A 22,633-nucleotide genomic window follows, 5' to 3' on the forward strand; every position below is an offset into this window, starting at 1 on the left:
CGCTTATTGCTGTTTTTTGCGGCAATCACAGTGTTTCTGGGGTTAACTAGAGTCATATTATCAAAGCTTAAATTGGTTATTTACTGCTAAATTTTACTAACACAACTTAATAAACGGACTCATTGCTGCGGCATTGCAGATTGCGGTTCACTTACCGTTAATCGGCTCCAATAGTGAAGATCACAATTTCAGCCGTTAAGGATTCACCCTCGATAAGCTTATTATCCTATTGTTCTTTTCATCATTGACCATCACACGCTAAACAGACTGACCACAATCGCGATAGCAACCGAGATAAAAATCACCCCAATAATGGCATCGATAATCGGCGTAATACGGGTTAATTTTTGTTGCACTTGGGGTTTTGAAAGTACCAGCGCCAAGGTGCCAAACCAGATAAAAGACAGGCTAAACAGAAGCACTGACGCAGTGACCTTAGTTGCAACTGTCACACTTGGAGTGATTAGCGCAGAAAATAAGGTTAAGAAAAACACCAGCGCCTTAGGGTTTAACAGATTGGTATAAAGCCCCGTCATAAAACCCTGACGCACTGATTTAAGATGTTTAGCAGTCACAGATGGATGAGCAGCGGTTTCCTCATTCCCTTGTGTATCTCGCGATTCTTTTATGGGGCTCCCCACCAGCTCGACTTCTGTCTTGGCTTTAAAAAATTGCCCGATAACGGCGCGCAGCGCACCATAACCCATCCACGCCAAGTAACTCGCCCCAATTAACTGCACTAGAAGATACAGGTTATGGGAGCTTTTAATCACTAGGCTCACCCCTGTGAGACTCAAAATCGTATGCACTAATATGGCGACGGAAATGCCAAGTGCGGTAGCAATGGCTGTCCTGCGTGCCTGGGAGGTGGCGATTTTCAGCATAATGGCAAAATCGGGCCCAGGGCTTACCAACGCAACGCTGTGAATCATGGCTAAGGTCGCTAACAGGGATAAATCCATCGAAGACTCCGCAATTAAGGCAAATAACGACTTACCCTATAACAGCTGTGTATTAGTCGTTAATTTTAAAATAAATTCTTAAATAACTCCCAAGCATAATGAAAACCCTAAGCAGAAAAAAGCCCCTCTCGGGGCTTAACTGTTTTGTCATGCTATCTACCCTTTTAGCCATCACGACATTAAAGGCTTAAGGGCAAAGGCGAGCGATGATGACTAGTGAACATGGCTACCATGGTCATTTTGGGATCCAATCGCATGGCCTTCGCTACTGTAAAAGCCGCTGCTGCCGTGTTCAATAAAGCCCTGATTTATCATCTTGGCAATAAATGGGTCTGACTCACTGTCACCTACATCGGCAAAATCGATATCTTGATAATGCTGGGTTAACGCCGCAAAAGCCTTAGCATCAAATGGCTCGACCGACACTAACTTATATTGCAACTGAAAGTTAGTAACCTCACCGAGGGTAAACTGCTTTGGCAGCGCAATGCCTTCAATCCAATTGAGCTCGCTCTCAACGCCATTCACTTTACCCGCATAGCCTTGCGCATCGAAGCAACCATCATGTTTAAGCAGCGTTTTATGCATGCGCTTAGTTAAGGTCGGAGACACTAAATGGTATAACTGCTCGCGGTCATGCTGAATATTTAGCGCCAATAAATCCCCCCTACGATAGGTGACAGAGCGCTTTTCCTTCGGGAAATAGCGCACATACTCGCCATTGGCCGACCATAGCTCAAAGCTGGTCGCATCCCTTTGAATAATAAAATCTTGACCATCACGCAGCAACGTCATCGACCAGTTTTGTCCCTTGGCATTGGTCACTTGATATTGTGCTTTTAAATGAGCGCTATCTAAGGGCAGACATTGACGACTTACCTTACTGCCGCCCAGTGTATTTAAGGGCTCGATAGGCTGCGCCGAAACTTGTACCGATACGACCAAGGTAGAAAAAAGCGTGACCAAGCAAAATTTATTCATCTGTTTTCTCACTACAAACCAAACTGATTCTGAAATACCCATAACAATGCCGATAGTGAGCCATCCCACCATCGGCATCTGGCTTATTTAGCCGCCAACGCAGCTTCCGCTTTCGCAACTAAGTTACCTGCGCGGTTCATCACGTGGAAAATATGGTTTTGCTCAACCGTACCTTGGACTAGTGCCGCGCTTGGGCCACGGGCAAAAATCGCCACATCCTCACCTGCGTGGGTTTCATCGCTCAGCGGGACTAACGCCTCCTGATGAAAGCCCGCATCCTCGGTATTCACAAAGTTTAAATCCTTACGACCACCATCGATGGGGAAGCTATAACGCTCATCACCGCCAGTCGCCAACGACGCATAGCCCATTCCGTTAGCGTAACCCACTGTGGTGTAAGGCAGGCCATTAGCATCGGTCGAGTTCGTCACTTCAGCGATACCATTAGCATCGTTGGTTTTCACTAGCCCTAGGATGGGGTTACCACGGGTTGGATAACCAGCAATGGTAAACACATGACTATGATCCGCCGTGACCATTAACAGGGTGTCGTTGGCCGAGGTCTTTTCCATCGCGACACGCACCGCCTCTGATAAGGCCACAGTATCGTACAGCGCACGGGCAGCGTTACCCGCATGGTGGGCGTGATCAATGCGGCCAGCTTCGACGATCAACACATAGCCCTTGGTATTTTTCTTCAAAATATCAATCGACTTAGCGGTCATTTCCGCCAGTGACGGCTCACCTGTCACTCCCGACTCGGTACGGTCGTAGTCGTATTCCATATGGGAGGAATTGAACAGACCCAATAAATGATCTGTGCTCGATACATCCACATTGAGAAAACCATCTCTGTCCTGCACGTAGGCAGCATTTGTGTATTTGGCTAACCATTCTGCGGTGAGGTCACGGCCATCGTTACGCTTACCCGCTTTCCCCTCCGGATCGACAGTGGTTTTAGGGATAAAACTGCGACGACCACCGCCCATCATCACGTTTAAGCCATCGCCGTAATTAAAGTTGAGCATTTGGGCGGCGATGTCGGTACAGCCGTTCGTGACGGCTTCTGCTGGCAGGTTTGAATCAGCCTCCCAGTCACGTTCTGGCACATGGGCATAGGTTGCCGCGGGTGTCGCGTGAGTTAAACGCGCAGTTGTCACAACACCTGTCGACATCCCCGCCATTGCGGCTAATTCCAATGATGTCACCAGATTTTGATCTTTAGTCGATGCGCAGTTAGCACGCACTACGCCTTCAGCCTGTGAAATCACGCCGACATCGGTCTTCACACCCGTCACCATCGCCGACATAGTGCCCGCAGAATCAGGTGTTTGACCATCGACGTTATAGGTCTTAGATAAGCCCACATAGGGTAAGGTCTCGAAGGATAGTGAGTTTTCCTCCCCCGTATTCCCCTTTAATTGGCCGTCTAAAATACGGGCTGCCGTAATAGTCGATACGCCCATGCCGTCACCCACGAAGAGGATAATATTTTTCGCCGCGCCGACATCGTTATTGACCGTTAAGCCTTCGGCCTTAGTCACGCGGGCCTGCGCATCCACATACCATTGGTTGACTGCGCTCCAGTCTTTACCATCGCTACCGTTTGCGCCATCGGCTCCGTTAGCTCCATTTGAACCGGGCGAACCCGCCACGCCGTTATCGCCATCATCACCGCAGGCGGCTAATCCCAGCAGGGCTGACATTGCGAGTACCAGTAATTTCTTATTCATTGTTAACTCCAAAAGTGAGACTCAGGTCGTGAAAGACCGATTAGTACTTAGTGCCACCAAGCTGCTGGGCTTGGTTGATAATGTGGAAGATGACGTTCTGTTCAATCACGCCCTGCACCAGATTTGAACCTGGGCCTGTGGCGTGCAAACTGATGTCTTCACCGGCGTGGGTCTCGCTTTCCATTGGAATGAGCGCTTGTTGCATGAAGTTTTTATCTTGAGTATCGACCGAAGTTAAGTCGTCACGCCCACCTACGACTGCACCAGGACCATTGGTGTAGGCCAGCGTCGTATAGGGCTTACCGTCGTTAGCGAGGGCTAACGAACCATCCACATCGTGGACTAAACCTAGGATTGGGTTGCCGCGTTTTGGATAGCCCGCAATGGTAAATACGTGGCTGTGGTCGGCGGTGACCATGATTAAGGTGTCATCGCTGCTGGTGGCATCGACCGCCGCTTTTACTGCATTGGATAATTCCACCGCATCGCTTAGGGCGCGGCTTGCATTCCCCGCGTGGTGACCGTGATCGATTCGACCCGACTCGACGATAAGTAAATAACCCTTATCGTTTTTCTTCAGGATCTCTAATGACTTTGCGGTCATCTCGGTAAGTGAAGGCTCACCTCCCACATCATCATTGCGGTCGACTTCGTATTCCATATGGGAGGGATTGAACAGGCCTAATAGGTGGTCAGTGTTGGCACTATCGATGGCATCGAAACCCTCTTTATTCCACACATAGGCGGCGTTGCTGAAGTTCTCCACCCAAGTTTGGGTTAAGTCCTTACCGTCTTTACGTTTGCCCGCTTTGTTTTCACCGTCTGTGACTTCTTTAGGTAAGAAATAGCTGCGGCCACCACCGAGGGCAACGCTTAATGAATTGGCTTCATCACGCATCACTAGTTGACTGGCAATATCGGTGCAACCATTGGCAACCGCTTCAGCTGGCAAGTTAGCATCCCCTTCCCAATCACGCTCAGGAGATTTGGCGTAGGTTGCCGCCGGTGTCGCATGGGTTAATCGTGCCGTGGTGACAATCCCTGTCGATAATCCCTTGGCGTTAGCAAGATCAAGGAGCGAAACCAGTTCATTGCCCTTGGAAGATAAGCAATTACCGCGAAGACTCGTGTCGGAAATCGAGATAATACCAGCCTTGGTTTTAACCCCTGTTGCCATAGCGGTCATCGTACCCGCAGAGTCAGGTGTTTGTTGGTTAGTGTTATAGGTTTTTACTAACGCAGTATGGGGAAACTGCTCAAAACTTAAGAAGTTTTCCTCACCACCTTGGTTACCCGTTTGGCTTTGTCCCTGCAGAATACGAGCTGCGGTCAGGGTTGAAATACCCATGCCGTCACCCACAAACAGGATCACGTTTTTAGCATGGGTTTGGGTCTGTAGCTGCGCTTTGGCTTCGACATTCGCGGCACTGTCCTTAAACCACTGGCTGTCAGTTTGGGTGGTGGGTAAGACTGCGCCATGGGCGACAAGCGTCATTAAACTGCAGGTAACGGCTGCAGCAATCCTTTTCATATTCATCAATTCATCACCGAGTTATTAGAGTGTATGAGGGGCTCCCTTTTGAGCGTCCAAATTCTCAATGATTTAAATGGCGATTTGATTGCAAAAGCATGTCAGTAGGATTGCACTTAATCGTCATCAAGACGCTAAACACTGCATCTAAGCAGCCGAAAAAGAATAATCGATAAATAACGTTAACCGCCCAGTATCACCGCATAGCCCGCCACAATGGGGTTTTACCCGTGATGCTCGAAAATCTAACCGGAAAAATCCGCCTTAGCGCCATATGACCATAATGTGCTGTCTATACTTTGGAGACGTAACAACAAAGAAATGCCCATGACAGTAAAATATTTATTTTCGGGGATATCTGGTTTTGGCATTAGTCTGTTGCTATTGACCAGCTTGCACGCATCAGAGCTGCCAGCACAGCAAAGTGCAACACAGCAAAACCAAGAGCATCCGACCTTCACAATGGCCTTTTATGCCGATCCAAAACACAACCTCTATTTCAGATGGGGTGAGCTGCTTTATACCGAAGCCTTTGCACGTCTTGGCTATCAATTTTCCTATCAAGTGGTTCCTGCCATGCGTGCCAGCCTGTTAGCCGATTCAGGCAAAGTGGATGGAGAGCCGGCCCGCGTATTTTCCTACGGAATGAAATTTCAAAACCTTGTCCGCGTTGAAGAGCCTATTCTGGAGACTAAATTGCTCGCATTCGCGCGTAACCCTGATATTAGATTGGTGGATTGGGACTCGCTAAAACAATTCCCCTATCGCGTCGAATATAATCGCGGCATCTTTTTCGCGGAGCAAAAACTTGTAACCCTTTTGCCAGCAGAGCGCCTGACCACCTCTTCCTCCCCTGTAAATTCGTTCCGTAAGCTGTTGCACGATAGAATCGATATTTATATTGATACAGCCGTAATAGGATTTCCCCTTCTACAAAAGGCCGAATTTGAACACAGCAAAATACATTCAGTCGTCGACCTAGAAACCCTCATCAGCTTCGCCTATTTACACAAACGACATCGATTGCTTGCCCCAAAACTGAGTGAAACGCTAAAGCAAATGAAACAAGAGGGATTGTTTGAGCTTTATCTCGAAAATGCGCGCTTAGAAATGAATCGGAGCACCAGCCCACAATAGTGCGATTAATTAATTAAATTTATGGTATTTCATTCAGTTAACTTGAAAGCCCATCAGTGTTTGCTACATTCATACATAGGCTCATAAAGGCAGGTTTTTGGGCATTTTTATGGATGAAATGCCGATAACACAGATAACTTCTAAGGAACAGATGAATCACTATCAAAAAGCCACTCCCATACAAACTTACGGCGTCCAAACATTCCTCTCCGCCTCTTGGTTTGCACTTTACTAGGAACGAGGAATCGCATGTTCGCTAAGCTTAGACAAATCCTACATCGGCTACGTCAACCCTCAAAATCAACCGTCCCTAAGGTCGTGTTGATTATTGGTATGTTTTTTGGGATTTGTTTTGCCCTAGCCGCGCTTATCTATATCCGAGGAAATATTTTCGATGGCGTCAGAACCTATGTTCGTGGCGAGGGGTTATGGGCAAAGGCGCAAAAGGATGCCACCTTCTATCTGATCCACTACTCCTACAATAAAAACGAAATAGAATACCAACGCTATCTTGAGGCGACCCATGTCATGCAAGGTGATAACAGTGCCCGTAGGGCCCTGTTAGCTAATCCCCCTGATCTATTAAAGGCCAAAGCAGGCTTTATTCAGGGATTAAATGACGAACGGGATACCGAATCACTGATTTGGTTCTTTCAGAATTTTCAATCCACCTACTACATGCAAAGAGCCATCGAAATATGGACTTTAGCGGACGAACGCTTCAAAACCACGATGCTATTAGCAGACTCGATGCACAATGAAATCACGCTCTTTGGCGGCAGACCAGGGATCCTCGCTCAATATCGACAGCAACTTATCGCATTAAACGAAGAATTACTCGACCTTGAGATCGAATTTTCCGCCGTTTTGAGTGAAGGCGCTCGCTGGGTAAAAAATGTGACTTGGTGGATAAGCCTTGGCTCACTGCTACTGTTTATCAGTATCGCCACCTTCGCCAGCCGCCAGATTATTCGCAGCATCGCAAGCTCAGAGAAACAATTGCTGATCAGCGAGTCACGCTTTAGCAGTCTTAAAAACTCAGACACTATCGGCATTATTTCATGGGAAGTGAATGGCGATATCCATGATGCCAATGATCATTTCCTACAAATGATCGGATACGATCGCGAAGACTTAAATGCAGGTTTAGTCAATTGGCGCCTATTAACCCCTCCAGAATGTGAAGCGAGAGATGCTATCGCGATAGAGGAATTACTCACTACAGGGCACTGTAATCAGTATGAAAAATTACTGATCAGTAAAAGCGGCGCCTTAGTTCCGGTGATGTTAGGGGGAAGCCTTTTAAGTGGCAGCACCCAAGAGGGGGTTGCGTATTTTATGGATCTCACCAGCAGTAAACAGGCTGAAGATAAACTGAGATTGGCAGCGACCGTATTTAATGCCAGTACCGATGGTATTATTATCACGGATCCAATTCTTAACATTATATCTATTAATCAAGCGTTTACTGATATTACTGGGTTCACTGCACAGCAATTACAATACGATGCCCATCGCTTTATCAATACCGGACATGTCAATGAGGACGCCTATCAGGCGATGGTGAACCTGATTCAACAGGGTGAGCAGTGGCAGGGAGAATTAATCAAAGAAACCGAGGAAAATGGCATCCTTCCCCTTAGTGTTCGCATTAGTACAGTGCGCAATGAACAGGACAGACTCACTCATTTTGTTATAGTGCTCACCGATATTTCGGAGCGCAAAGCCGAAGAAGAACATTTGCGCCATATCGCTCACCACGACGCACTAACCAACCTCCCCAACCGTGTGCTATTTCATACAAAATTAGAACAGGCAATAGTCCATGCCCAGCGCGCGAAGGGCATGTTTGCGATATTGTTCCTCGATTTAGATAACTTCAAACCGGTTAATGATGAATACGGCCACGATGTAGGCGATAAATTACTGCAGGAAGTCGCTAAACGCTTGTCAGCCAGCATTCGGCAAATTGATACCATTACCCGACTTGGCGGCGACGAGTTTGTCATTCTACTCGAAAACCTACCCAATGAAGAAAGCGTGCCACCGCTGATCCGTAAAATCGTTCAAATGGTGACAGAACCTTGCATCATACAGGGGCACCAATTGCGAATTGGCGTCAGTATTGGTTCATCCATTTATCCCAATAATGGTACCGATGCTAAAACCCTGATCAATTACGCCGACCAAGCCATGTATCTAGTTAAAAAGGAACGTAAAACCAAGAAGTTGTACTCGGCTTAAGTTCAATTACGCAATTCTTCTGATACAAAAATTAGTGATGCTAGCAACACCTTTACAAAACTTAACCTAAAGGCAACAATCCCCGCCTAGGGAATGTCAGTTTACTTAAGGAAAAGTTGATGGAAAAAGGTATGCTAGTTCGATGGAATGACGACAAAGGATTTGGCTTTATTAAACCAGATACTTCCGAACACCAAGATGTCTTTATTCATATCTCAGTGTTACGACATATGGCGCGCAAACCTAAAGTGGGTGATAGCATTCGCTATCAGGCGCAAAGACAAAATGACGGTAAGGTAAAAGCCGTTATCGCTTCAATTGAAGGCGTTGCTGTCATTGCTGCTTCCAATAACCTCAAAAAATCCTCACGCACGCACCGTAACCCAAGTTCTACCACTGGATCATTTCCTCGACTTATCATGCCGTTATTCCTAATCGTGGGAATCGGCTTATTTGCCTATAACAAGTATCAAGCCTATTTAGGTACACCGATTATCACGAACGAAGACGTAGCAAGGATGCAAAAATATGAAACTCTCCCCCTCGTATCTAAATTTCAATGCGAATCGGGTAAAACCTACTGCAGCCAAATGACTTCCTGTGAAGAAGCCACTTTTTATATAAACCATTGCCCTGATACCAAAATGGATGGTGATGGCGATGGTATTCCCTGTGAATCCCAGTGGTGTGGACACTAAGAAAGACTCAAAATTGCAAAATAAAAAAGCCCCAGTAGCAATACTGGGGCTTTTATCTCTCTCACTGGATAACAGGCTGAGTATTCAGCCTGTTAGCTACAACTATTACCAGTTGATAAGCATTAGCAGATTAGTGTGACTTGCGGTTTCTTCTGAAGCCGAAAGGCAGCAGACCTAAAGCTAACCAGCCTAAAGCACCGCCAGAACTTTTCTCTTCAGCTTCCGCTTCAGGAGTCACAGGCACCTTACAGCTGCCGTCATCCTTGTTAGCATTCGCATTATAGTTAGAGGCTTTCTTATCGGTACAGCCGTACTCAATACCGTCAGAAATCACTTCTAATTTGAAGCTAGTTGTTGCTGCATCTTCTGGGTTAACACTGTCTTTTACTTTAACAGTCACAGTCGTTTCGCCATGGAAGTGCTTCTTAGGTGTTAAGGTAACAATGCTACCTGAAGTGTTACCACTTACAGTTGAAGTAAAGTTATCACCACTTACTTCAATGATGTTGCTGACTTGGTTCTCATCCGCATACAGCACTTCGAAAGTTAAGGTCTCTTCTTCCTTCACCGTCTTGTCGCCAATTGGTGCTAAAGTGATGTTGCCTGAAACTTCAAGTTGCAGTTCTAACACTTCGCTATCCGCGCCTGCTAAGTGGTTTTCAACCATCAGAGTTTGCGTGGTACCCGCAGCCTTTTCAGACACATAGGCATTGAACTTCACATTGAATTGTGACTCTTCTGGACCGGTATAATCCATACAAACCACAAACTTGTTGCTGATCACTGCATCTAAGTTGTTATAGGCAACTGAATCACCTAGAGTTAAATCGACTGGCATGTCACCGTCAACTAGGATACGACCATCGGCAGCTTTAAAGCCGATAGAACCGCTACCATCAACCATTTGCAAGTTGTCATAGGCAAACAACATTTCATAGTTACCTGGTTCGTAGTTAATGTTCATACGTAAGAACATTTCAAAGTCAACCAGTTGGCCAGGCGTGCCAGTACGCTCAACGTTATCCCACTCCAGTACTAACCATTCACGTGAAGAAGTATAAGTTGGGGTAATACCTGCGTTTAGGTGGTACTTACCATAACCGCCATCGAAGCGTGCAGGAATAGTGTTATCACCTGTCCAGTAAGGAGCAATGATGAACTCAGGAATACCATTTGCAGCACCACCAGATGGAAACTCTACGTGGTAGGCTGGTGCACGGCGATCAGTATTTAAACTAATTAGGCCCGCTGGATTGAGTTTAATGGTGTTAATCATAAACTTATTAAATAATGGGAAGGTAATATCTTCCTGGGTATTCATCAAGTCTTTCAGATTGTACTTAAACTCATTTCTATAAGTACCTTGAACACCTTCTAACGTTCTCCAACCTAAGCCTTCTTTCAGTTCAAGATAACCAGGGTATGGCGATTTAGCCGCAGTCAACGAACACATAGGATCATTTTGGTTATTCGTGATCTTATAGTTACGGACAACGTCTTTAGTCGTTTCCTGTACACCCGATAAGTTGATGCTGTTATTTTCCAGCACTGGCGTACCAGGCGTTGCGTTAGAAGCAACGATAGTACCTGGAATGATTTGGATAGCCTCTGGGAATTTCGCATTTAAGGCGAAATCACGGGCAGCCGCTTCATTGTTAGCAATCACATTGATGTTGAATTCAACCACTTCACCAGCATGGGCCGTTTCACGACTCGCAGTAAAGGTCACATCTTTGTCGATTTGGTTGATGATAACCGGCACAAAACCTAAGTTACCCGCGTCATTAGCGTTAGAACCGATATCGAAACCACCGAAGTAAGTATTACCCACTTCCATTTCTGGCAGATGATAAGCTAGTTCTAAGTTGTACTCTTCGTAACCAGGGATTTGCGAAGGCGCTTTAACGGTTAAATTACCGTTGTCACCTGTAACAACCGCGGTCGAGAAGCTAATATCACGACCCATATCCGTTTGACCGGTAGAGATAGTCGCTAGGTTCATATAGACGGTAAAGTAACGACCCGCCTGTGGGTTAGTGATGGTACAGAAGTTAGCAATCGTGTAAGTGGTAGACATACATAGGGTTTCATCCATTGATGGTAAACCGTCACCATCTGTGTCTTGACCCATAAATACCAGTACGCGACCGTAATCACTTCCGACAACACTACCCGCTAGTAACTTAGCGCCCTCAGGCACATCAGTCCACTCGACGTGGTTGTAATTCACAACGTCTTTACCATCAATCTCAATGGTGTCGAACGGATCGGCACCCGTTTTGTCGGTATACAGATGAACAGTCTTGTCTTCACCCTTCACCATACCAAAGCTACGCGCAGTGAAATCGGTGATTTCCGCAGTATTGAATGGACCCACGTTTAAGGTTGCAGACTTACGGTGTGCGTTAATCTTCAAGTAATCAGGTAAACCAGAATCACCTTCATAGGTCCACACTGGTAGTTCAAGCACTGGAGATGCTGGATTATCAGAAGTGAGCACGATTTGACCTTGGTTACCGGTTAAATCAATAACGCTAGTACCTGCAACATTCTTTCTCGTCTTAGCGGTCACAACGATAGATTGGCTTTCACCTGCTTTAATGGTAAAGCTTTGTGGTGCAACACTGATATCAAAATCACCGAACCAAGTTTCAGCGTTAACAGTCCAAGTTGCATCTTCAGTTGCGGTAAAGGTACGCACGAACGAACATTCTGTCGGACATTCGTTATCGACCATATACGCCGTGTTCAAGTTCTTAGGACGTCCACCCAGATTAGGGTTAGCAGTCGCCATATTATCCATAGACTCGTCGAGCACCAGACCCACTTTATCGGCTAACTCAACGTGCATACGACCCGCACCCACATCTTGCAGAGCTGAAGTTTCATTGAAATCTGAATAGAAATCTAAGAAGCTAGAGTTTGTCAGATCGTTCGATGCCGTCATCAGAAGTGCCGATTGGACTTGCATTGGTGTCCAATCTGGGTGCGATTGACGCAGTAGCGCAGCAGCGCCTGCCACGTGCGGACTCGCCATGGAAGTACCTGATAAGGTCGCCCAATCACCTGCTGAAGGGTTTTTGGTAAATGGCTGATCGTCTGATGCAGCAGCGAAAATATCGACACCTGGAGCTGCGATATCCACAAACAGGGTATCAATACCAAAGTAAGATGGACCACGGCCAGAGAAGTGAGCGACGCGCTCTTTATCTACATTTTTAATTTCAGCCGCACCAGCTGTAATCGTCGCCATATGACCTGAGCCAGTCGCTAACCAAGTGCGCAGTTTAGCGCCATCGGCAAACTTAATCAGTGAACCTGGAACCGCATAAGGAATTTCAGGGGCACTCGAATCCAATACCGATGATTGGTTTGCAATAACAATACCTTCTGCACCACCTGCTTTAACGTTAGCCGCTTTCGTCATCAGAGGGTAAGAGCTGCGAGAACACAGAACAATTACGTCTTGTGCACTTTCGTCAATTTCAGTATCTGGATTATCGGCCAGATCGAATGTGCCCTCAGGGAACGGCTTATCACAGTTTTTAATCGCAGACGCAACGGTTTCATTAGCGTTTTTGAATTTACTCGCATCAACCATCAGTCCTGTAACTGAATTGAAGTTACGGGTTGCACCAATGATATCTGCTGGAGCAGCCGTAGCACCGCCCGACATTTGCTCAACGGTGTTTTTCTTGAAACCGACAATTTGATCAGCAGTGTGAGCTGCAACTGTCGTCACCCATGGAGATGAGTGGTCTGCAGTCATTAAGTCTGGGCCCGAGTTACCCGCAGCCACAGCGACGAATACACCCGATGCAGCCGCATTTAAGAATGCTTGCTCCATTGGGTCTAACCATGGATCTTCTTCAAGCGAACCTAAAGAAGCATTGATAACATCAACGTTATCGATGGCAGATTGCTCAATTGCAGCGACAATAGCAGAGCTTGGACAACCCGCATATGGGTCTCCCGAACCACCTGGCCAACAGACTTGATACGAAATAATGTTAGCGTGTGGAGCCATACCAGACACTTGGTCTAACTTAAGACCCGTTTCAACCCCTTTACTCTGAGCGGCAAAATCGGGACCTGAGTGGATTAAGTCTTTGATGATGTTACCAGCAACAGTGCCAGCTACGTGTGAACCGTGGCTGTTATAGTCCAAACCTATTGCAGGTCGAGTTTCAGCAAACACTGGGTCAGTATAGGCTTGGGTGATTTCTGGATAAGAGTAAATACCAATAAGCTTGTCGTTACAGTACTCTGGTGAGTCAACACAATCGCCGAGGAACTTACCCGAACCGTTAGGGTTAGTATGTTTGAAGCCATCGCCGCCGACTTCTGCAAATGACGGATGATCATAGTTAATACCGGTATCGATAATACCGACTACCATGCCTTCACCCTTGTTAGACAACGTATTGAGTGCGCTAGAGCTCCAAACACTCGTCGCGCCAGTTTGAGCTGGCGTGCTAAACGTTTTTAACTCATAGATTTTTTCACGGGTAATACGCTTAACACCTGGTACTTTAGCCAGACGTTGAGCTTGTTCCTGTGTAAGTTCAGTAACAAAACCGTTTAATGCAACCGAAAACTCACGGCTAACTTTGACATCAACGCCTTGTAATGCCTGTGCTTGGGCAACGAAACTCGCGCGTTTCTCAGCCAAGTAATTGTTATAAGCTTTTAACTGAGGTTGATTCAAGTTAAGCGGAGTATTAGTTCCACGTGCTTTGACTACCGTATTTTGTGTCGCGGCAAGTTGTGCAACGCCACCATCGTAAGTCGCAATAGGTGCATCACTTAGCTGTACAATGTACTTATGTACACCATGAATATCGGCTTCAGCAGTGAAGATTTCGCGCTGTTTTTTGATTGTTTTATTAACTTGGTTTTCCCAAGTATAGGATTCTTCTGCTAATGGCTGCGGAGCATAATCCGCAGGTTGCGTTGCCCAAACGGAGTTCAGCTCATCAGATGGCGCAACAGTAGCAGTTGAAGCGACACCGCTACCAACATACAAAGCTGTAGCCACCATCACGGCGACTTTATTCATTGTAAGCATTACTTGCCCTTATATTTCACAATAAAAATTATTTATAGCTACCAAGTGGTAACAATTTTAAAACATCGCGAATAATCACAAGTAAACCGTTGACGGTCAATTTAGCACCGACACTTGGTACAAATGGCTACATTCAAAACAAGGCATCACCCAAAAAGCAATGGGTGACAATTGATGCTTCAAAACTAATTAAATGCAAAATTATTGACTGGCAATTCAAAACCAAAATATCAACTTGTAAACAAGTGAGTACACCAAACTATCCCAAAATACCTTAGGAAAAACGATGAACACACAATCAATCCATCAAATTGACTCAATGGAACATCTCACTTCATTAATAAATATGCATTCAGCTCTGCTATTACTCTTCGGCTCACAGGATTGTGGTGTATGCCAGAACCTCAAACCGCGAATTGCCGACATGCTCGCAGCGGAGTTTCCGCTGATGCAAATGGCCTACATAGACTGCACACAGCACAGCGAAATTGCCGCGGAGTACCAAGTATTCAGCCTACCCGTGGTGGAATGTCTATTTGAGGGGAAATCCTTTGGCCGCTTTGCCAAAGTATTCTCTTTAAATGATCTACGTAGCGCGATTGAACGGCCTTACTCATTTTTACCAAATGAATCAATACACTATGAATAAAATGATGGTTAAATGGTTTTCGGTTCTGTATAAAATGCAGCAAATTCCCCAAAACTAGCGCAATAAAAAAGATGCCCTAGGGCACCTTTGACCGAAAATGAATAGTTCGGAATTAGCGCTCAACGCAAACTAGCAAGAATTTGCCTCTCAAAATATCTTGTCTTTATGCAACCCAATTGCATCTCGTATTTAAAAAACCATCCGTTGTTTTCATCACGTTTAAACAATATGCCAATTCCGAGCAAACATTGAACATGCCGAAGGTTATTTTCTACTTATCACATCTCACTCACCCCAGGCTTTAAGCCAAATAAAAAACCACAATAACAACAACACATAGATTTTAAAACATAAAACACAAACATATTCAGCATTAAATACTTGAAAAACGTTTTTTTAGACTTTAAACCCCAAATCAACACTCAGATTCACTATATAAAATAGCCATCTTATTTAACTGCACCTTTAAGAACTTTGACGAATCACAAACAGTCACGATTATTTTATGTACACCTAAAAGATATTGTGAAATCTAAGCTATGGGGCTTATGAAGCAAAACTAACCTCTTAAAACTGCTCAAAAATAAAGCAAAACCCAAAGTTAAACCAAAAACCAATCTAAGAAGCACATCAAAACCAAACTCGGCGTATATAAATCCCACTACATATATTTGAGGACGAAATCGACATCTCCTAGCGATTAATGCTCACTTATCAATCTAATGTAAACCCTCTCAATTTTTAAAAGTAGAAAACGTTAATTTCGTAATTTAATGGGTATTTAAATTTTACGAAAAATGTGACAAGCATCACACTTTATACCGAATGATTATCTGCAACTTTTTTGGCCAAGAATTAAAATAAATCTGCGCTTGAGGCCGAGCGTGGAATATTTCCGAAGATGCGTAATGCTGCCTCATTGAATTTATCAATGGGCAGGACTGCCCTTTTTGGAGTGTATATACATGTTTAATGCTTCAATTCTAAAGCGTGCAAATATTATTGCGGGTAGTGTGGCTTTATTACTCGCCACATCGGCTTATGCAAAGGATACTGTTTACCTTGATGAAATTACTGGCCTAACAATCAATGATATTACTGTAGATGATTTCAAAAGTAGGTTGGCGGACAAGGAAAAATTAACTTTTGCAACACCTTTCGTTGTTAATTCAAAAGTGAAATTAACACTTAAATGGAAAGTTGATACAGGAAACGGCGCTCCAACCCTTTATGATAACAAACATAATGTCATTACATTTAGTGCCATGTCCCCAGCAAACAATGCACTAAATATCCAACTTTCAACTACTACATGTACATTTGCAGATCCTGATACAGTTGCAGAGTCTTCATGCGAATTTGATATTTCTTTCAACCTGCCAAATGAAGCTAACCAAGCACAAATTCATATTAAAACATCCAGTCCTGATTCTAATGAAGTCAATAAGAATAATGTGCTTCAAGCTGAAGATACGCACATCAACTTCACTGTTGAAGAAGAAAATATTGTCAAACTTGGCACTACGCTAAAAGTTAAGGACAGCCAATGTTTTGCCTATCAAGCTGGTGAAGTTAATTTAACTTCCAACCTCTTTGAAACTAGCAGCAAAAAAGTTATTTCCGATGCGACTGTAAACTATATGATTGATGGCGAACCAGTTGACTCTGCCATGACAGATGGAAGTGGTGAGGCCAATCTGCCATACAACGTCAATAATCTAAAAGTTGGTGATCACAACTTATTTGCCGCCTATAAAGGTAATAGCCATTACACTTCCAGTGACGATAGCGCAATGATGGGTATTTACTACAATTTCAGCGGCTTCTTGCCCCCGATCAATCCCGAAGGTAACAGTATTTTTGGCAATGGCCGTGTTATCCCTGTAAAAATAAAACTGTTTGATGCTAATCAAAATCCAGTATCAGATGCTCAGCCGACAGTTTGGATTTATAAAGCGTATGAAGGAAATGAGCTTGGTGAGGTAATCGAAGCAGCAAGTTCAGTATCAAGTGCTGATTCTGGCAATATCATGCGTTATGACCCTGTAGAACAGCAATATATCTACAATGCCGATTTATCTGCACTCACAAATGGTACTTATGCCATTGTGGTGGAGACTGGAGATAGCGATTGTTTTCAAGATAAACCAAAAGTGGCTTTCATTACCGTCGAAAAGAAAGGTAAAAAGTAACGATTAACGGTTGATGTTACCTATATAAATGGGGGCTTTTATGCCCCCATTTATTTTTCTCACAATCGTAAATTAGTGATCGAATAAGTAGGCTCTTCCAGAGAACTCTACTTTAACTCATATCAAGGCCGTAAATGGATATACAACTCACCTTCTCGGATATGAATATCCTCTACACCATCGGCGAAGGCATTCCAAAATCCGCGGTCACCAAACTCACTCACCAGATTCACATTCTTAATATTGCCAAGCCAAGCATTGGGAATAGGCACGCCCATTAAACTTACCCCTACTAAGGCCACACTCGGGCGACGATTCGCATCGAGATGAATATCGAGCCCTGCATTCACTCTTAATATTTCCCCCGCCATAATCGGAAAATCCTGTGGAATAGGGATAAGAATTTTGGCACTGGCAAGATTATCCGAAAAATCGATGGCGATACGTTTAGCAAAATCGGGATTACGACCAATGATGGAGTTTACCTCACGCTCGCTAAAGGTAACTTTTCTATTCTCAGGGTTTTCACGGTAGGGCTCGGGCTGAAAATCATCTGTATTGGTCGAATTTTTGTCAGAAAGGTTGCCCGAAGTCTTGCCAGAGCCTGTGTTTGTCGCATTTGATTTTGTACTGCGATCACTCTGCCAGCCGAGTTGGCTCAATTTGCTATCGAGTTTGGCTTCTTCCTTTGCCGTTAAACTCACTGGCGTCAGCGGTTTTGGGAAGATATAACTGCGTACTACAAAAAAGGTCACTCCTATCGTCACGGCGATAGTCACTAAGATGATCAATAAAACCTGCAGCCCAGTGAACCCACGTTGTAAGGTTGGACCGAAGGCATTGGTCAGTCGAGGATAAGCGGCTCTTCCGACTTGAGTTGCACTATGTGTTAGACCCATGTTGACTCATTCATTAAAGAAAGACATATACCGATACTACTTGGCAGCAGCGGATAAGCAAACGCTTTAGTTGATGCCATAACACTTCCCCAACAAAGTGGTTACACCATTATCAATATTTAGAAAATGCCTAAAGCAAAAGTCCACCCGCACAGGAGGTTGCGGATGGACTTATAATTTACTTATATAACTGGGTTTACTTACGCTAATCTCAACTTAATCCAACACTTAAGCTTTTGATTCAAAATCAAATTAGATATCGAAACGGTCAGCGTTCATGACTTTGGTCCAAGCTTTGATAAAGTCTTGTACGAATTTGTCTTTACCGTCAGCGGCACCGTACACTTCAGATACTGCACGCAGCTCTGAATGTGAACCGAAGACTAAGTCTACAGGTGTTGCTGTCCACTTCGATTTACCGCTCTTACGGTCTTGACCTACGTAGATACCTTCTTCTTTCTCAGACTTGCTCCACTTGGTAGACATGTCGAGTAAGTTAACGAAGAAGTCATTGCTCAGGGTGCCAGGCTTGTCGGTGAACACACCATGTTTCACGCCAGCGCTGTTCGCATCCAAAGTACGTAAACCACCGACTAATACGGTCATTTCAGGCACAGTCAGGTTCAGCATAGCTGCACGGTCAATCAGCATTTCAGCTGGTGAGTGAGCGTTGCCCTTACCAAAGTAGTTACGGAATCCGTCTGCTGTTGGCTCAAGTACGGCAAATGATGCCACATCTGTTTGCGCTTGTGTCGCATCCATACGACCTGGTGTGAATGGAACAGATATTGTTACACCCGCGTCCTTAGCCGCTTTCTCGATAGCTACGCTACCGCCGAGTACAATCACGTCAGCCAGAGAAACCTTCTTGCCACCTTTCAGTGAACTGTTAAAGTCTTTCTGTACTTTTTCGAGTTTCGCTAACACTTTAGCTAACTCTTTCGGATTGTTTGCTTCCCAGTTAGCCATTGGCTCTAAGCGAATACGCGCACCGTTTGCACCACCACGCATGTCGGTACCACGGAAGCTGCTCGCAGAAGCCCAAGCGGTTCTGACTAACTCAGGAACCGTCACACCAGAAGCCAAGATCTTGTTACCTAACGCTTTGATGTCAGCGTTATCGATTAACACGTGATCAACTGCTGGGATAGGATCTTGCCAAATCAGCATTTCAGCTGGAACGTCGCTACCTAAGTATCTTGCTTTTGGTCCCATATCGCGGTGAGTCAACTTGAACCAGGCTTTAGCAAAGGCCAGTTCGAACTCTTTAGGATCGTTCTTAAAGCGCAGAGAAATTTCACGGTATGCCGGATCTTCCTTAAGTGCTAAGTCTGATGTGAACATGATTGGGGCATGACGTTTACCCGCTACGTGCGCATCAGGTACCAGATTAGCTGCCTGACCGTCTTTAGGGATCCATTGAATATGACCTGCTGGACTCTTAGTTTGCACCCAGTCATAACCGAATAGGTTATCTAAATATTGCATAGTCCACTTGGTTGGGCTCACAGACCAAGCCCCCTCTAAACCACTGGTCACAGTGTCTTCAGAGTGGCCTTTACCACACTTATTTTTCCAACCAAAGCCTTGCTCTTCAGTACCGGCTGAAGCGGGATCTGCGCCAACACATTTCTCAGGCTTATGTGCACCGTGTGCCTTACCAAAGGTGTGGCCACCCGCGATCAGCGCAACGGTTTCTTCGTCGTTCATCGCCATACGGCCGAAGGTGTCACGAATTTCCTGTGCAGATAACAGCGGATCAGGCACGCCATTAGGGCCTTCAGGGTTAACATAAATCAGACCCATTTGTACTGCAGCCAGAGGCTTAGCCAGTTCACCTTTTTCATTGCGGCGTTTGCTGTCTAGCCACTCTTTCTCGCTACCCCAGTTAACAATTTCTGCTTCCCAATCGTCGCTGCGGCCACCAGCAAAACCGAAGGTTTTAAAGCCCATCGATTCCATCGCGACGTTGCCGGTTAATACCATCAAGTCAGCCCAAGAGATTTTACTGCCATATTTTTGCTTGATTGGCCATAACAGACGGCGAGCTTTATCTAAGTTAACGTTATCTGGCCAACTGTTTAATGGTTCAAAACGTTGTTGACCACCGTTAGCGCCACCACGACCGTCGAAAATACGGTATACACCGGCACTGTGCCACGCCATACGGATGAAGAATGGACCATAGTGACCGTAGTCTGATGGCCACCAGTCTTGAGACTCGGTCATCACCGCTTTGATGTCTTTCTTAACGGCTTCTAAGTCTAATGATTTGAATGCTTCTGCGTAGTTGTAATCACTGCCATATGGATTTGATTCAACAGCATTTTGACGCAGTGGAGCCAGATTTAACGTCTCTGGCCACCAGAATTGGTTACCCGTAGGTTGTTCCTGAGCGATAGTTGAAGTAGCACCTAATGCCAAAGTAACCGCTAGGGTCAGAGCTGATAAGGTAGGACTCGATCTTTTTTTCATCATAAATACCTATTATTCATTCCAAAAAATTTAAGATATCCGCCCCCGCTGATATCCGACATTCGCTTGCTGTTCAACGCGAACCGCAAGCCTTGCTCAAAGTGTAAATCGATGTGTAAAACTCAGGTAATGCATAAACACTGTCACCACAACCGATGTGATTAAGTGTAGAGAGCCTAGATAACTAATTGAAATGATTAAAATCGATGACTGATATCGTAAAAATAGATTAACGATAATTAATCTCATTTCATCGATAACTGATAAAGGCCTACAAAGCCAATAAAACGAGGTATTTTGCTAAATATCGGCGTTGTTTAACTTAATAAAGCGCCTTTTAAGGCAGGTAAGTTACGGCCTAAAACACAGCAAATCACTGTTGCCTCTACGCTAGATTTGTCCTTAAATGCACTATCTGTGGTAACATCGGCAGCATTAATTGACCCAATGACCTCAAGGTATCGCAATGAATCCAATTATTGCCATCTTAAAAGAACACAATGTCACCGACGCTAAAATCAACGAGTTGTTTCAAGCGTTAACCGATAACCCGTTAATGGCGATGGGCATCGTTGGCCAGTTAGGTATTCCACCTGAAAAACTGCAGCAATTAATGGCGTTAGTCATGCAAAACCCAGCCCTTATCAAAGAGGCGGTTCTCGAATTAGGCTTAGACTTTGCCAAGGTTGAAGCGGCTAAGGCTCAGTTGCAAAAATAACGACTGTTATATCCATAAAGATAAATCGCTGGTTATCTTTATATTTAAAAGCAAAAACTTAGGGGCAAACATGCCCCTAAGTTTTATCTCTCTATTAATCCGCAATATTCACCCTATACATCCCTAAGCCCACTGAGCTACAAAAGCCTATCGCCCTTTCCTCGGCAGTTCTGTTACAGTGGTGTTATCACGCAAACGCTATAAGGAAGTTTTTATGCGCCCACTTTGCAAACAGACCGTCAGTCTTGCTCTTTCAGTTATGCTGATAGGTTGCAATGCGCCGACTGAAGCGAAAACCACTGACACAACTCCAGCACCTGCCAGTGCGCCTACGCCATCTGATCCCGCAACGCTGCACCCTGTTACAACGCAGCCCATATCCCCTCAACCAACAACGGGCGGAAATACCCGTGTTCAACCGCCCGCCAATGGTGGCTATATGAGACCGAGTATCACCCCAGCAGGAGAAGGCGTAATGCTTGAAGGAACAGTACGTTATATCAATTTGGAAGGTGGTTTTTGGGGAATCGTTGCCGACAACGGTAAGCAAATTTTGCCTAAGAACCTTCCCCAAGATTATAAAAAAGATGGCCTAAGATTAAGTTTCACCGCCCAGGAAATCACTGGCATGATGACCATTCAGCAGTGGGGAACCTTATCTAGCCTGAGCGATATTACCGTGATTGGCCAAGTCGACAGTAAAGCAACTAATCCAGAAATTTAAGGCAGCTAAACCTGATTAACGTTTTGCTAGAATTGCCAATCTAACAAACTACAGGGTCTTATTTTTGTCGAGTGCGGTTAACAAGCATTGGTTCTCATGAGTACGACATTAATAAGCCCCTGCTGATTGCTAGCAACTAACGGCTGAATGACTTTCCACTGACTTATTCACCATGCTCGGCTTGCCACTCTTCAATGACTTCCTTAGCCGCCCTAAAGGCTTCAATGCCCGATGGCATCCCGCAATACATGGTTGAATGTAAAAGCACTTCTTGTATTTCACTCACGGTGCATCCATTACGTAGCGCGCCGCGAACGTGCCCCTTTAACTCAGCTGGCGCCTTTAAGGCTGCAAGGGTTGCGATGGTAATTAAACTGCGAGTCTGTCTCGATAAGCCTTCACGCACCCACACTTCACCCCAACAGTTTGCGGTCACCAGATCCTGCAATGGTTTAGTAAAATCGGTCGCGCTTCTTAGTGCTTTAGCCACATAGTCATCGCCCATCACTTCGCAACGTACTGCAAGCCCTTTCTGGTATTGATCATCAATCATCCGCTAATCCCCTTTAATATGTTGAACATGCTAATGTTTTTACTTTAAGGAATCGCAAGAGCTAAATCT

General features: G+C 45.0%; 15 protein-coding genes. 7 read left to right on the forward strand and 8 right to left on the reverse strand.

Going from position 1 to position 22,633, the window contains the following annotated elements; translation table 11 throughout:
* Positions 1–251 precede the first annotated feature (251 nt).
* The 4 genes from K0H61_RS14985 to K0H61_RS15000 form a co-directional block, all read right to left on the reverse strand.
* On the reverse strand, positions 252–962 hold the full coding sequence (locus tag K0H61_RS14985) for a LysE family translocator (protein ID WP_220050283.1): 711 nt from the start codon (positions 960–962) through the stop codon (positions 252–254).
* Between the two features lie 213 nt (positions 963–1,175).
* Positions 1,176–1,943: a hypothetical protein gene (locus K0H61_RS14990; protein ID WP_220050284.1), complete on the reverse strand. Its 768-nt coding sequence runs from the start codon at positions 1,941–1,943 to the stop codon at positions 1,176–1,178.
* 83 nt (positions 1,944–2,026) lie between these two features.
* Positions 2,027–3,676 carry an alkaline phosphatase gene (locus tag K0H61_RS14995; RefSeq protein WP_220050285.1) on the reverse strand — a complete coding sequence of 550 codons (1,650 nt, stop codon included), beginning with the start codon at positions 3,674–3,676 and terminating at the stop codon, positions 2,027–2,029.
* A 40-nt stretch (positions 3,677–3,716) separates the two neighbouring features.
* On the reverse strand, positions 3,717–5,213 hold the full coding sequence (locus tag K0H61_RS15000) for an alkaline phosphatase family protein (RefSeq protein WP_220050286.1): 1,497 nt from the start codon (positions 5,211–5,213) through the stop codon (positions 3,717–3,719).
* Between the two features lie 321 nt (positions 5,214–5,534).
* Here K0H61_RS15000 and K0H61_RS15005 point away from each other — a divergent pair, with 321 nt between their 5' ends.
* The 3 genes from K0H61_RS15005 (at position 5,535) to K0H61_RS15015 (ending at position 9,286) form a co-directional block, all read left to right on the forward strand.
* Positions 5,535–6,344, forward strand: coding sequence for a substrate-binding periplasmic protein (locus tag K0H61_RS15005; protein ID WP_220050287.1), 810 nt, complete (start codon positions 5,535–5,537; stop codon positions 6,342–6,344).
* 249 nt (positions 6,345–6,593) lie between these two features.
* A complete protein-coding gene (locus K0H61_RS15010; protein WP_220050288.1) occupies positions 6,594–8,588 on the forward strand; it encodes a sensor domain-containing diguanylate cyclase in 1,995 nt (664 codons plus the stop codon).
* 119 nt (positions 8,589–8,707) lie between these two features.
* Positions 8,708–9,286, forward strand: a complete 579-nt coding sequence (locus tag K0H61_RS15015; RefSeq protein WP_220050289.1) for an excalibur calcium-binding domain-containing protein — start codon at positions 8,708–8,710, stop codon at positions 9,284–9,286.
* Between the two features lie 130 nt (positions 9,287–9,416).
* Here the strand turns inward: K0H61_RS15015 and K0H61_RS15020 are convergent, their stop codons facing one another.
* Positions 9,417–14,345, reverse strand: a complete 4,929-nt coding sequence (locus K0H61_RS15020) for a S8 family peptidase (RefSeq protein ID WP_286670282.1) — start codon at positions 14,343–14,345, stop codon at positions 9,417–9,419.
* Between the two features lie 295 nt (positions 14,346–14,640).
* On the opposite strand from K0H61_RS15020, the gene K0H61_RS15025 reads away from it, so the two are divergent.
* Complete coding sequence (locus K0H61_RS15025; RefSeq protein WP_220050291.1) at positions 14,641–15,003, forward strand: thioredoxin family protein; 363 nt, start codon at positions 14,641–14,643, stop codon at positions 15,001–15,003.
* 965 nt (positions 15,004–15,968) lie between these two features.
* Positions 15,969–17,195, forward strand: a complete 1,227-nt coding sequence (locus K0H61_RS15030; protein WP_220050292.1) for a PxKF domain-containing protein — start codon at positions 15,969–15,971, stop codon at positions 17,193–17,195.
* A gap of 122 nt (positions 17,196–17,317) precedes the next feature.
* Here the strand turns inward: K0H61_RS15030 and K0H61_RS15035 are convergent, their stop codons facing one another.
* Entirely contained in the window at positions 17,318–18,094 is a 777-nt protein-coding gene (locus K0H61_RS15035) for an arginine N-succinyltransferase (RefSeq protein ID WP_258405960.1), read from the reverse strand.
* 252 nt (positions 18,095–18,346) lie between these two features.
* Positions 18,347–20,569: a catalase/peroxidase HPI gene (gene katG / locus K0H61_RS15040; RefSeq protein ID WP_220052755.1), complete on the reverse strand. Its 2,223-nt coding sequence runs from the start codon at positions 20,567–20,569 to the stop codon at positions 18,347–18,349.
* Positions 20,570–21,035: 466 nt separating this feature from the next.
* Between katG and K0H61_RS15045 the strand changes: the two genes are divergently transcribed.
* Positions 21,036–21,287, forward strand: a complete 252-nt coding sequence (locus K0H61_RS15045) for a DUF2999 family protein (protein WP_220050293.1) — start codon at positions 21,036–21,038, stop codon at positions 21,285–21,287.
* A 214-nt stretch (positions 21,288–21,501) separates the two neighbouring features.
* Positions 21,502–22,011 carry a hypothetical protein gene (locus K0H61_RS15050; RefSeq protein ID WP_220050294.1) on the forward strand — a complete coding sequence of 170 codons (510 nt, stop codon included), beginning with the start codon at positions 21,502–21,504 and terminating at the stop codon, positions 22,009–22,011.
* A 163-nt stretch (positions 22,012–22,174) separates the two neighbouring features.
* Here K0H61_RS15050 and K0H61_RS15055 read toward each other — a convergent pair whose 3' ends face one another.
* Positions 22,175–22,564, reverse strand: a complete 390-nt coding sequence (locus K0H61_RS15055) for a carboxymuconolactone decarboxylase family protein (RefSeq protein WP_220050295.1) — start codon at positions 22,562–22,564, stop codon at positions 22,175–22,177.
* Between the last annotated feature and the right edge of the window lie 69 nt (positions 22,565–22,633).

The organism is Shewanella acanthi, from assembly GCF_019457475.1.
In the GTDB taxonomy this organism is placed as follows: Bacteria; Pseudomonadota; Gammaproteobacteria; order Enterobacterales; family Shewanellaceae; genus Shewanella; species Shewanella acanthi.